Genomic DNA, 11,124 nt, shown 5'->3' with positions numbered 1-11,124 from the left:
GAGGGTCAAGGGCACTACCGGAGGCCGCAGCCCGCGCAGCACAGCGAGCAGGAACGGGCGAGGATAGTGGCGTAGCGAACCCTTGAGGCAGTGCTTAATCGCAAACTATGCAAGGGGTGGGGATGAGGTTTTTATCCCCATCCCCGAGCATCCAGGGCGATCCCTGGGCTGTTGCTTTTAAGGAGCGAAGCGACGTGCAGTCCAGCGGCACGCTGGCCCACCTTCCGGAACGGAAGCGTAGTGGGTTACACATATGATTTATGTTATTGCAACACCTTGCACTCCCTTTGCATAATATTGGTAACAATAATAAGCGACGGTGCAATTCGCAATGAAAAACTTGAGCAAAGATAACTGCGCAATGTGGTTACAAGCCGGCAATCAATTTACAGCTCAAAGCTTGAAATCAGAATTCCATGAAATCATCACATGGGCTCCCAGTTTAAAGCGCAGCGGTGAAGACTATTACATTCCACGTAAGAACATACCCGAAAATGTTTGGATGGCCATGCATGAAATAGAAGACTGGGGAATGGCCGAAAGACTGGATAGCCCAAAAGGCGAGCTCTTTATAGTAGATGCCTCTCTTCTAGACTTAATCATGCAGACAATACAACTATTACTGGAAATCTTATACCAGCCAAAAGAAACCAATGCTATTACGGGAAATCCCAGACTCACCTACGATACTCCTTCGACGCTAGGGTGATATATGTACTCAATAATTCGCGCAAAAAAACTAAAGAGTTTTGGTGCAATTGCCAGGTCTGCTCGTCACACTTTCAGGGAACAGCCAACACCGAATGCCGCTCCTGGAATGTCAAGTCTAAACAGAGTGACTGGTGCAAAAAATACATTTCAGCTGATTGGTGCATTTAAAAATAAACTTCCCGCAAAACGTCGAATTGATGCGGTACTTGGAATTGAGTATCTGATCACAGCCTCCCCGGAGGCCTTCAAACGCCATGGTGGTCGACTCGACGATTTAGGAAATGGCTATTTTCGAGATGCATTATCGTGGCTTCGCGACCGTCACGGAGCGGCTAACGTTCTAAGTGCAGCTGTACACCTGGATGAGTCCACCCCACATTTAGTAGCATATGTGCTACCACTAACAGCGGATGGACGGCTGAGCGCTAGGGATTTTTTAGGGGGGCCTAAACTCATGCGAGAGCTACAGGATAGCTTTCACTCAAGTTGTGGTTCCATTCGAGGGCTTTCACGTGGCGTCAGCGGGTCGAAAGCAAAACATGATGAGGTAGCTTCGTTTTATCGACTACTTACAACCACAGGGGAAGCTCCGAAGCTTACCGCGCTAGACTACGCAGCGAAGGCTCTAGGCCTTGAAACAGAAGCTTGGATACAGGCAGAGTCGCTTGCAAGCGCGAACGCTCTCGGAGTATCAATGGAACGCCGCAGGAGGAAATCTCGTGGCTCGCGGGAGAACGCAGTTGTTAGACGCGAAATGGAAGTTTCCTGTGCAGAGCTGAAGCTTAGGAAATTGGCTGATGAATTTAACGAGCGAGAAGTTCAATTCAACGAAAGCCAGTTAGAACTTACCGCCCTTGGCTCACAGCTAGCAACAGAAAGAGCAAGGGCGGATTCAATGCAGCACGTTATTGACAAATATATTTCTGCAAATAATCACGCACCAGCAAGAAGGTCTGTGATGCAACCTGACTTAAGCCCCATCTCGCTTGGGAGGTAGCAAGTTCCAGTGTTCAACCGCAAAGAGCGCCACATTGTGCAGTTCCGAATCTGTCCAGCCATCCAGCTCACGCAAATTCAACATCTTTACGAACAACCTTTTATTTCCAGAATCTAAGCGCTCATATCCATTTAAGTTGACGCCCCAAAAATCAGTAACCCAATACCAGGATGCATAAGCTTGCGCGAACCACTGAGAAGCTTTGCCCCCTTCTGCAATGAAGACTTTGATCTCAAGAAATGCTTTTGCAAAATCAGATGACATAATATTTCCTCAGAACCTACCGGCGATCAGGGCTTGGATTATGCAGAACAGAGACGCCTCAGCCCCTCTTGAATAATTAACAACAATTGCGTTCCTTACGATAAAGCTTGTTCCAAAATTTTCACGGCTGCCTTTTCGTCAATATCCTCACAAAATCCGGAAATCATTACACCTGAATCATCATCCTGGTGTTTCAGGCCGATTATTCTCTCTACAGATTCACCAAAATCATTCAAGCCAAGCTCCTTGATAAACGTGACCTTGCTAGCCTCACTTAGGAGGAAGTCCATTCTAGCTTTCAGTTGAGTTTCTTTGCGACCTTCTACTCCCTTATCAACATGCAGACGGGTTGCAAGCTGTAAAATATTGGGAGGACAATCCGGCAACCGCTTTACCTTTGCTAGAGCCCTGAGTTTGCCATGAGAGCCCCTTATGCCGAATAACTGGTATTGCCTGGCGCCCATGGCTTTAACAGCGCACTGGTACTTGTAGGCTGTACTTGATGATGAACTGTCATCGCCCCCTGAAAGAGCAAAGCAAAGATAATTAAAAATGTAGCTCGCCGCGCTCGCCGCAAGAGGGTTATCTTTGGTTAATCCTATACGAATGATTTTATCTTTATTTTTTTCAAAATATGAACCAGGCCTATCATTATAGAGCCGCCCCATGGTCTTTTCGACTACCGCCGCCACCCCAGACTCGTGAAAAATTAGAACATGCCAGTGCGGACATCCATCCTCATGAACCTCTGTAACCCTGAAGCCAAAATAACTATCTGATGGTTTAAATCCTTGCTCCTTTAATGCACCTCTGATTGCTTTCCAGTCTTTCCCTAGAAAAATATTAGCATCACGAGGGCTTAACTTAGGATTATAGCTGTTTCTTCCGAATGCCGGATTGGAATGAAACTCACCTGGTGCGGTCAGGGTAAGGAACAACCACCCCCACCCTTTTCCACTAGCAATTTCCTCCATAGCCTTTATGTCCAGATATAGCTCATTGATCCTGTTAGCTTGCTGCGAACGGGCCACTTCCAAAAGATTGAAAACCACTGGCTTGCTATATTCAAGGGTACTACTGACAGCTTTATAAGATCGACTCAAGTACGCATCGGTCTTGGCCTTCCTTGCCTTCATTATCGACATAGTAGCGGCACTACAGCACTGCTCTCCCGCTGCTCTACCGAGTTGACGCTTCATTTGCGCCAAGTGTTCTCTTCTTTGATCTGCAACTCGGTTTATCTGCCGACGCCACCAGCGAGCATCACTGAGCCTGCCAACTAAGCCAATAAGCGTTGAGCGTTTCGTAATGCGTAACGAAATACCAAATGCGTGAGATGAGTGTACATGAACAATCTGATCAGCCTGGCTAGCGGTTTTCAGATACTGTTCGTGACTCAACGCTATCACTCGCGCCATCTCCGTCAAGCCAATTTCATCGTATCCAGTTATTTGATCAAGCGGAGATTCCAGACCTGGAATAATCGAAAACAGGATGTCATCGTCCCAGCCATCAAAATAGCCGTACTCACACTCGGTATTGAAATAAAAACCAACCTGGGGCTTTGTTGGGAAAAGATCTTCAAAAACATCGGCGGGAGTAGCAATACCGGCAGACGTAGAATGAACAACGTCCATCATGCTTGAACACCAGCATCGAGACGGGTATCCACCCAAGCTTGGACGTCATCGGAACACCACCCCACTGCGCGAGCGCCAAGAGGCTTAGACTTCGGAAATTTCCCTTCCCGCATCAGTTGGTAGATAGCTGAACGCTTGTAGCCGGTAGCTTTTATAACTTCTGGCAAACGCATAACACGACGATTCACGGTCAAACTCCAGGCTTCTTTCGATGCAAAGATGAATGACCATGAACATTAGCGATAAATTGACAACTTAAAACCCCTGACCGTATCGAAAATACCCATTACCGATACGCTTTTGGGGGTTTCTTAGGCCGTCCTCCTGCAGTGGCGTAACCTGGCGCTTCTGACTTGATCCACTCTTTAAGGCGCTCATGAGAGCCAGGCAAGTGATCAGCCAACCCCACCTCAACCAGATACCTGTATACCAGATCGGCCATGCTGCTACTACGGAGTTGCTGATGAGTATCATGAGCCCAAAATTTACGAGCCGTTTCTCTCGCAAACTTTATGACAATTTCTTTCTGCTCATTTTTACTAATAATTGGGGCCATCCGAATTAGTTCGGATTGGATTCGACGAGTTACAACATCCATAGCGACGTCCCACATCGAGCCCAATAGAGTTTGGGCACCAATGGCTATTCCCCTACGAAGCTCAGGATTCCCGTCTGCAACCTTTTCAAGTTTAGATATTCCTTCAATGAAGCCCCCTAAAGCAACCGCCCTTAGCTCCTCATCTTCGACAAGCAAGCATATTGTTTCGACGATGCATTTCATCCTTGAAAACTCAAGCGGCTCAGTTGAACCTCGAACCTCCATGACAATCTCGTCATAAAGATTGAGAATTGCACTCCCCATGGCCTTGAAGGTTGGCGTATCCGTCCCCCTCACAAATCGCTTCCTTTATCAGAGATTTTATCAACAGATCCACGTGTAGCAAACCGTGCCCACTCATTCATCAAAATGCTGCGTTTATCAAAGAAATCAGTTCGGGAATACGCACTCTCTGTTTGATTGCGCTCATCATGCGCCAGGGCCATCTCACATACTTCTCGCGGAAAATGCGTGCATTCAGAGGCCCAATCCCTAAATGTGCTTCGGAAACCATGCCGCGTAATATCGACATACCCAAGACCATGGAGAAGAGCCCTAACACCATTTGCGTGCATAGCGCCACTAGCCCCTCTTCCAGGAAACAGATACTTTGAAGTTGCACATGCCTTCAGCTCCTCTAACAAATTAATAACCTCATCCGCGAGAGGAATTCTGAAAGGAACTTCCATTTTCATTCTTTCGGCACTCAACGACCACACCTTTGACTTCAAGTCAAACTCATGCCAAGTGGCCAGACGTACCATTTGACTTCGCGCGCCGGTTAAAATCAGTAAGCGAGTGGCATATGAGTCACGGCTTTTCATCCCGGCAAGTTGAGACATCAAGACAGGAACTTTATCCCAACTCATCGCCGCGTGATGCTCTCGCTTCCTTGCCTTTTTTTCTCTTTATTGTCGAGCAGGTTAATGAGATGTCCCCGCCACCGTGCTGGATTTTCTCCTCCGCGCCAGCCCAAGGACTTAGCAGCATCGAGAATATTTTCGATCTGACCACGTACTTCGTCAGCGGTGCGCGTTTTTGAAGACCATATGGGAGTAAGTATCTTAAGCACGGCATTGGTATCTACACTTCCAACTGGTAGGTCTCCTACGACCGGAAATGCATACAGTTCAAGCTTTCGCCACCAGCCCAGGTACCATTTCTCAGACCAAGCCCCACCATGCATTTCTCGATAACGCTGTGCTGCCGCTGTGAACGTAACCGTCCGCGCCTGCTCGGCGCTGGATGCTTTCCTGCGAGATTCCTCCTCATATGCACGCGCTTCTAGCGGGTCAATTCCCTGTGCAAGCTGCCGACGAGGTAGATCAGTCGCTTCTCTGGCATGAGATAGGGAAACAGCGGGATACGCTCCAATGCCCATGTACCTGGATTTCCCTTCCACCTTGTAGCGGAAAATCCAACTGACTCCACCAGTTTTACTAATTTGGAGATAAAGGCCCCTGCCGTCATTGGTCATCCCGGGCACTGCCAGTTTAGCTAGGCTCTTGACCCCTGCTGCTGTCAATTTCGACATCGCATCACACCCACACCTTGACCCACACCAAATCGCTGGATTCACCCGAATCTCAACGAACGCTAATGGACAGATACTACCGCCAATGCGCCGTAAAACAAGGGGATAGCGGAGGTTGTCGGATGCTACTGTACATAATGAAAGCCGGCCACAAGCCGGCTTTTTAATGCCCTGTAAAAATCCACCAATGCCCACCGACCCCTGGAAAACCAAAGGATTGAGACGAGGCATGCGTCTCCCGACATTCACCATTGATCGAGAGAGTTTCCTACCGATGCTCAAGCGAGGGTAGAGATAGACAGGAAGTCTTCGTCGACACACCAATGACCAAGACAATCGAGTCTTTGACCTGTCACGGTCAACTGATCACGCCCGCTGGTTTCAAGCTCTTTTCAGATTTCGCCGAAAGCATTTCATCAATGCGTTATCGGCAACCCACTGTACAGATCGCATACGTTTCTTAATAAATCCCAAGGTCACCAAGCTATTTTCTCGAGCCTGAGAAACAGCAATTTTCAGCCTAGCCTAGAGCGTTACAAATACGTTTACGTCCACATAGATATGAGCCGTATGCCGAAATGAAAATTTTTTGACTCTCTACTTATAGACATCTCCTTTTACTGTAGGAACCTCCTGGAGTTCTAGTTTGGGCCCAGGCAAGAGGCGACGGCCTGGGCTGGAGGATCAAGAAGAAAACGCGAAAACCTGGAGAACTATTATTCGCGGCCGATGTCGCCGTCGATAGAGCGGTTCAGAATGTTCATGCATCCAACGCCCGATCTTTTGAGTGCCACCGCCGGAGCAAAATAAAGTTACACCTGCACTATCAAGCTTATCTCATTGCAGCCGAAACCGTTCAAACGGACACATTGCAAAGGCCATGGCAGGCCCCTACAAGCCATCTTCGGTCCACCAAACGTCGACTTCCCAGAACAGGCGCCCGAAGTTGCTGTACCTACCGTATGAAATTGATGAGGCCTGCCGTGCTGAAAAATGCCCCTTTGAGTGCAAAGCTGTTACTGATCCTGATGTTTCCCCTTTTAGGCTTCCTGGCCTTCGCGGGTATCTATGTCGCGGACAAACGCGAAACCCTGAGTGAGATGAACCGCGCCGTCAACGCCACCAACGCGGCCAGGAAATTGAGCGATGTGGTCACCACCATCCAGCGCGAACGTGGCGCCAGCGGCGTGTTTCTGGGCAGTAACGGCAAGACCATGCAAGACAAACTGCACAGCCTGCGTGGTGAAACCGACCAAACGGTGAACGCGATGCGCGCCCAGTCGCTGGAAGGGCTGCCGGTGCCGGACAAGATGCTGCGTGCACTGAACGACCTGGCCGATCTGCGCCGCAGCGTCGACACGTTGGCCATCAACAACGTTGAGTCCGGTGCGCGCTTCACTGACTTGATCAAGAATCTGATCGGCTTTTCCTACACGCTCGAAACCAGTATCGAAGACCCCGAGATCCTGCGCGCCCTGAGTTCGCTCAACCAGTTCGCGGACATGAAGGAGCGCTCGGGTCGCGAGCGGGTGCTGCTGGGCCTGGCGTTCAACCAGAACCGCTTCGATGCGCCGCTGCTGTCGCGCTTCAGTCGCAACATGGGCGAGTTCTCCGGCTACTTCGAGGCGTTCCAGCGCTGGGCGCCGGCCGAATACAAGGCTAGGCTCGAGACGGTATTGCAGCAGCCCGCCTCGCTGGAAGTGGCACGTTTGCAGAAGCTCGGCTTCGACACGCCCCTGGGCGAGCCGCTGAATATCAAACCGGAAGACTGGTTCAACCTCGCCACTACGCGGATCGACATGATGGCCAAGGTCGAGGCGGAGCTGGGGCTGACCGTGGTGGGCCTGGCGGACACGCAACGCAGCACTGCCGAACACAGCCTGTACCTGGCCAGCGCCATGGTGGTGCTGATGCTGATCGCGGTGCTGTGCCTGGCCTCGCTGATCATCCGCAACATCCGCGTGGCGGTGGTGGACGTGAACCGCACGCTGGTGGCGCTGGCCACCCGTGACCTGACGGCCCGCACCCAGTACACCGGCAAGGACGAGTTCGGCGAAATCGCGCGCAACCTGGACAACATGGTCATGCAGATCGATGAAGTGATCGCCGAGATCGGCAGTGCCACGGCGCAGGTCGCCACGGCGGCGGAGCAATCCTCGGCGGTGGCGCTGCAGACCAGCAACAACGTGGCGCAGCAACGCCAGGGCACCGATCAGGTGGTCACCGCCATCAGCGAGATGAGCTCGACGGTCAAGGACGTGGCGCGCAGCACCACGGACGCCGCCAACATGTCGCAGCGGGTCAATGCCAGCACCGTGCAGGGCAAGACCGAGATCGGCAACACCATCGACCTTATCAAGGGGCTGGAAGTACAGGCGGCGCAGACGGCGACCATCATCGACGAACTCAAGGGCGAGAGCGATTCGATCTCCTCGGTGCTGGACGTGATCCGTGGCGTTGCAGAACAGACCAACCTGCTGGCCCTGAACGCCGCGATCGAAGCGGCGCGTGCGGGGGAGCAAGGCCGCGGCTTTGCCGTGGTGGCCGACGAAGTGCGCAATCTGGCGCAGAAAACCCAGGACTCCACCGTCAGCATCCAGAGCATGATCGCCAATCTGCAATCGGGCTCCGAGCGGGCAGCGACGTCCATGCAAGAGACCCTGGGCAAGGCCCAGGAAGGCGCGAGGAATATCGTGCGGGCAGGCGAACTGCTCGAGCAGATCACCGATGGCATGGCCAACATCAGCGACAGCAACATCCAAGTGGCGTCGGCGACCGAACAGCAGAGCCAGGTCGCTGAGGAAATCCACCGCAACGTCAACGACATCAGCATGCTGGTGATCCAGGTCAGCGCTGGTGCCGAGCAGACGGCCTCCACCAGCCGCGAACTGGCGCGCCTGGCCGAGCAGCAGCAGCGGCTGGTGGGGCGGTTCAAGGTGGACTGACCGGCGCTGCGAGGCCTGCGCGCGTGGACGCGCTAGGGGCTTGCCGCTTCGCGCTGGACGGTCGGCGCGAAGGGCAGCCCTCGGTGTGCGCACGGGTTTTGCGGCAGAGCCACGGACGTGGCACGCCACATGACGATTCGTTCACGCACAAAAACGAACAGCCCCCGCCGCACGCCTGTCACTACTCCATCGCTTACCTTCGCACCTGGAGTATTCATGGCAAAGATCAACATGGCCCAGCAATTGGCCTCCACCCTCGAACAGGCCGGCATCAAACGGATCTGGGGCCTTACCGGCGACAGCCTCAACGGCCTCACCGACGCCCTGCGCAGCATGGACAGCATCGAGTGGATGCATGTGCGCCACGAGGAAGTCGCGGCCTTCGCCGCCGGGGCCGAGGCGGCGGTGACCGGCGAGTTGACGGTGTGCGCCGGCAGCTGCGGGCCGGGCAACCTGCACTTGATCAACGGCCTGTTCGATTGCCACCGCAACCGCGTGCCGGTGCTGGCCATCGCTGCGCAGATCCCCTCTTCGGAGATCGGCCTGAACTACTTCCAGGAAACCCACCCGCAGGAACTGTTCAAGGAATGCAGCCATTTCATCGAGCTGGTCAGCAACCCGGCGCAGATGCCGCAGGTGCTGCACCGTGCCATGCGCTCGGCGATCCTCAATCGCGGTGTGGCGGTGGTGGTGATTCCCGGCGACGTGTCGCTGCTGGAGGTCGAGGAAAAGCCGGCGGCCTGGCCTGCGTTGCAGCAACCACGCATCCTGCCCGCCGAAGCCGACCTGCAGCGCCTGACCGACCTGCTGGAAGACAGCCACAACGTAACCTTGCTGTGCGGCAGCGGCTGCGCGGGCGCCCATGACCAAGTGGTGGCCCTGGCCGACGCGCTCGGCGCGCCGGTGGTGCATGCGCTGCGCGGCAAGGAGCACGTGGAGTGGGACAACCCCTTCGACGTCGGCATGACGGGCCTGATCGGCTTCAGCTCCGGCTACCACGCGATGATGGACTGCGACACGCTGGTGATGCTGGGCACCGACTTCCCCTACCGGCAATTCTTCCCGAGCGACGCCAAGATCGTGCAGGTCGACCGTGACCCACAAGCGCTGGGCCGCCGCGCCACGTTGTCGTTGGGCATCGCTGCGGATGTCGGCGAAACCCTCGACGCCCTGCTGCCACGGCTGACGCGCAAGACCGACCGGCGCTTCCTCGACGATGCGCTGAAAGCCTATGGCAAGGCCCGCCAGGGTCTGGACGATCTCGCGGTGCCCTCCAAGGGCGACCGGCCGATCCACCCGCAATACGTCACCCGCCTGCTCAGCGAGCTGGCCAGCGAAGACGCGATCTTCACCGCCGACGTCGGTTCGCCCACCGTCTGGGCGGCGCGTTACCTGAAGATGAACGGCCAGCGTCGCCTGGTCGGTTCGTTCAACCACGGCTCGATGGCCAATGCCATGCCACAGGCCATGGGTGCGCAGGCAGCCTTCCCGGGCCGTCAGGTCATTTCCATGAGCGGCGACGGTGGTTTCAGCATGTTGATGGGTGACTTCATCTCGCTCTCGCAGTTGCAACTGCCGGTGAAAGTGGTGGTGTTCAACAATGCCTCGCTGGGTTTCGTCGCCATGGAGATGAAGGCGGCGGGCTACCTCGACACCGGCACCGAGTTGCGCAATCCCGATTTCGCCGCCATGTCCAACGCCATGGGCATTCTGGGGATTCGCGTGGAGCGCTCGGAAGACCTCGAAGACGCCCTGCGCCGTGCCCTGGCGCACGATGGCCCGGTGCTGGTCGATGTGGTCACCGCCACCCAGGAGTTGGTCATGCCTCCGGCGATCAAGCTGGAACAGGCCAAGGGCTTCAGCCTGTACATGCTCAAAGCGGTGATGAGCGGGCGCGGTGACGAGGTGCTGGACCTGGCCAAAACCAACCTGCTGCGCTAGCGGCTCCGCGGGCCGGTGTGTGACCGGCGCGCAGGCTGCACCCCTCGGCCCGCAGGCAACGTCTGCGGGTCTCTGCTTCGAGGCGTTCGAGCAACCCCGGCAAAGACGGCAACATCGAGCCCAATTGCGCGTAGAATCCCCCCGTTCGTTCGGCCGAAGGTCGACGCCGGACGTCTGGAGGCTGGCCCTTCCGACGACCCGACGTACTTATTCACATCCGGATACTGAAACAGTAAGGTAGCAAACTGCCACGTACCGCCCTGGACGGCGCATAGCACAGAGCATGGAGTCGCTTTCTACCTCCCCTCCTGTCATACGCTCGCACTCGATCACGCCTTGAGCGAATCGGCTGCGCAGGGTCGATTCGGCCGGTGCCCCCAGAGCATGAACGTCCGATGACGCCGTCGCGGCGCCATCCACATACCAAAACCATGGCCGACGCTGCGCCCGTTTCAGCGCAAACGCTGGTATTCGCCCGGTTTGGGCCGAAGGAA

The 11,124-nt window shown here is 54.6% G+C and carries 10 protein-coding genes; 4 read left to right on the top strand and 6 right to left on the bottom strand.

From position 1 onward, the window contains the following. Window positions 1–331 precede the first annotated feature (331 nt). Both AA0Z93_RS09755 and mobV read left to right on the top strand, forming a co-directional pair. Window positions 332–709, top strand: coding sequence for a hypothetical protein (locus AA0Z93_RS09755; RefSeq protein ID WP_413045507.1), 378 nt, complete (start codon window positions 332–334; stop codon window positions 707–709). 3 nt (window positions 710–712) lie between these two features. Next, entirely contained in the window at window positions 713–1,708 is a 996-nt protein-coding gene (mobV, locus tag AA0Z93_RS09750; RefSeq protein ID WP_413045508.1) for a MobV family relaxase, read from the top strand. On the opposite strand, the gene AA0Z93_RS09745 is transcribed toward mobV, so the two are convergent. From AA0Z93_RS09745 to AA0Z93_RS09720, 6 genes are all read right to left on the bottom strand, one after another. Beyond that, on the bottom strand, window positions 1,682–1,972 hold the full coding sequence (locus AA0Z93_RS09745; protein WP_413045509.1) for a hypothetical protein: 291 nt from the start codon (window positions 1,970–1,972) through the stop codon (window positions 1,682–1,684). The genes mobV and AA0Z93_RS09745 overlap by 27 nt on opposite strands. Before the next feature lie 95 nt (window positions 1,973–2,067). Beyond that, on the bottom strand, window positions 2,068–3,612 hold the full coding sequence (locus AA0Z93_RS09740; RefSeq protein ID WP_413045510.1) for a replication endonuclease: 1,545 nt from the start codon (window positions 3,610–3,612) through the stop codon (window positions 2,068–2,070). Then, window positions 3,609–3,785, bottom strand: coding sequence for an AlpA family phage regulatory protein (locus AA0Z93_RS09735; protein ID WP_413045573.1), 177 nt, complete (start codon window positions 3,783–3,785; stop codon window positions 3,609–3,611). The genes AA0Z93_RS09740 and AA0Z93_RS09735 overlap by 4 nt, the downstream gene beginning before the upstream one ends. Before the next feature lie 113 nt (window positions 3,786–3,898). After that, window positions 3,899–4,507: a hypothetical protein gene (locus AA0Z93_RS09730; RefSeq protein ID WP_413045511.1), complete on the bottom strand. Its 609-nt coding sequence runs from the start codon at window positions 4,505–4,507 to the stop codon at window positions 3,899–3,901. Beyond that, on the bottom strand, window positions 4,504–5,079 hold the full coding sequence (locus AA0Z93_RS09725; protein ID WP_413045512.1) for a tyrosine-type recombinase/integrase: 576 nt from the start codon (window positions 5,077–5,079) through the stop codon (window positions 4,504–4,506). Before AA0Z93_RS09725 ends, AA0Z93_RS09730 begins: the two co-directional genes overlap by 4 nt. After that, window positions 5,076–5,975: a tyrosine-type recombinase/integrase gene (locus AA0Z93_RS09720; protein WP_413045513.1), complete on the bottom strand. Its 900-nt coding sequence runs from the start codon at window positions 5,973–5,975 to the stop codon at window positions 5,076–5,078. The genes AA0Z93_RS09725 and AA0Z93_RS09720 overlap by 4 nt, the downstream gene beginning before the upstream one ends. A gap of 797 nt (window positions 5,976–6,772) precedes the next feature. Between AA0Z93_RS09720 and AA0Z93_RS09715 the strand changes: the two genes are divergently transcribed. Both AA0Z93_RS09715 and poxB read left to right on the top strand, forming a co-directional pair. Continuing rightward, window positions 6,773–8,689, top strand: coding sequence for a methyl-accepting chemotaxis protein (locus tag AA0Z93_RS09715; RefSeq protein ID WP_413045514.1), 1,917 nt, complete (start codon window positions 6,773–6,775; stop codon window positions 8,687–8,689). Between the two features lie 216 nt (window positions 8,690–8,905). Next, window positions 8,906–10,630 (top strand): ubiquinone-dependent pyruvate dehydrogenase, encoded by a 1,725-nt coding sequence (poxB, locus tag AA0Z93_RS09710; protein ID WP_413045515.1) that lies wholly within the window; start codon window positions 8,906–8,908, stop codon window positions 10,628–10,630. Window positions 10,631–11,124 lie beyond the last annotated feature (494 nt).

Source organism: Pseudomonas phoenicis (assembly GCF_047302395.1).
Lineage (GTDB): Bacteria > Pseudomonadota > Gammaproteobacteria > Pseudomonadales > Pseudomonadaceae > Aquipseudomonas.
This window is presented reverse-complemented; position numbering and strand designations above follow the sequence as displayed.

Excerpts from the sequence above, each read along its gene's own strand:
- AA0Z93_RS09720 (WP_413045513.1), bottom strand. The coding sequence starts at position 5,975 with ATGCCTCGTCTCAATCCTTTGGTTTTCCAGGGGTCGGTGGGCATTGGT.
- AA0Z93_RS09725 (WP_413045512.1), bottom strand. The coding sequence starts at position 5,079 with ATGAGTTGGGATAAAGTTCCTGTCTTGATGTCTCAACTTGCCGGGATG.
- AA0Z93_RS09755 (WP_413045507.1), top strand. The coding sequence starts at position 332 with ATGAAAAACTTGAGCAAAGATAACTGCGCAATGTGGTTACAAGCCGGC.
- AA0Z93_RS09715 (WP_413045514.1), top strand. The coding sequence starts at position 6,773 with ATGTTTCCCCTTTTAGGCTTCCTGGCCTTCGCGGGTATCTATGTCGCG.
- AA0Z93_RS09735 (WP_413045573.1), bottom strand. The coding sequence starts at position 3,785 with ATGCGTTTGCCAGAAGTTATAAAAGCTACCGGCTACAAGCGTTCAGCT.
- AA0Z93_RS09745 (WP_413045509.1), bottom strand. The coding sequence starts at position 1,972 with ATGTCATCTGATTTTGCAAAAGCATTTCTTGAGATCAAAGTCTTCATT.
- AA0Z93_RS09740 (WP_413045510.1), bottom strand. The coding sequence starts at position 3,612 with ATGATGGACGTTGTTCATTCTACGTCTGCCGGTATTGCTACTCCCGCC.
- poxB (WP_413045515.1), top strand. The coding sequence starts at position 8,906 with ATGGCAAAGATCAACATGGCCCAGCAATTGGCCTCCACCCTCGAACAG.
- mobV (WP_413045508.1), top strand. The coding sequence starts at position 713 with ATGTACTCAATAATTCGCGCAAAAAAACTAAAGAGTTTTGGTGCAATT.